This window comes from Caldicellulosiruptoraceae bacterium PP1 (assembly GCA_041320695.1).
Classification (GTDB): Bacteria; Bacillota; Thermoanaerobacteria; order Caldicellulosiruptorales; family Caldicellulosiruptoraceae; genus JBGGOQ01.
Genome location: JBGGOQ010000039.1, coordinates 1 through 757, shown reverse-complemented (window position 1 = coordinate 757; position 757 = coordinate 1). Strand labels below are relative to the sequence as shown.

At 31.0% G+C, this 757-nt stretch carries 2 protein-coding genes; both read left to right on the top strand.

All coding sequences use genetic code 11. The features are described 5' to 3' along the window. A partial coding sequence (locus tag ACAG39_12480) for an ATP-binding cassette domain-containing protein (GenBank protein MEZ0538036.1) occupies window positions 1-206 on the top strand: 206 nt, incomplete at its 5' end. A 14-nt stretch (window positions 207-220) separates the two neighbouring features. Then, window positions 221-757 (top strand): ABC transporter ATP-binding protein (locus tag ACAG39_12475; GenBank protein MEZ0538035.1); only part of this gene is annotated, 537 nt, incomplete at its 3' end.

Sequence of the window (757 nt, the reverse complement as noted above, 5' to 3'; positions counted from 1 at the left end):
GAAGTGGTTCAGGGAAAAGCACTTTTGCCAGAATTATTGCGAGGCTACTTAAACCACAAAATGGTGTAATTCTAATTGATGATATTGATATAAATGATATTGACATAAAAGATTTTAGAAACAATGTGGGATTTTTACTACAAAATGCATTTATAATTAATGGCACTCTCTATGAGAATGTTACATTATTTTATTATAAAAATTGAGGAGGTATATTCAATTGGGAGTTGTTTTGGAACTTGAAAATGTAAAAAAGAATTATGGTAAGAAAGAGGCAGTGAGGGATATTAGTTTTATTATTAAAGAAGGTGAGATAGTGGGATTTATTGGACCTAACGGTGCAGGCAAATCTACTACAATTAAGATGATTGTTGGACTAATACGAGCAACATCTGGTAACATTAAAGTTTTTGGTTATAATATTGAAGAAAACAGGATAGAAGCTTTAAAAAACATTGGTTGTATAGTTGAAAATCCAGAGTTATATGAATATATGAGCGGTTGGGATAATATATTGCAATTTGCACGTATTTTTGGGATTAAAGATACTGAAAAATTGAAGGAAATAGTTGACTTTGTGGGTTTAAAAGATGCTATTAATAGAAAAGTAAAGACATATTCACTTGGTATGAAGCAAAGACTTGCTTTAGCAGTTTCGTTAGTATCATCACCTAAACTTCTGATATTAGATGAGCCGACTAATGGGCTTGATCCAAGCGGAATAATTGAATTCAGGAATCTCTTAAAAAAGTTAGCT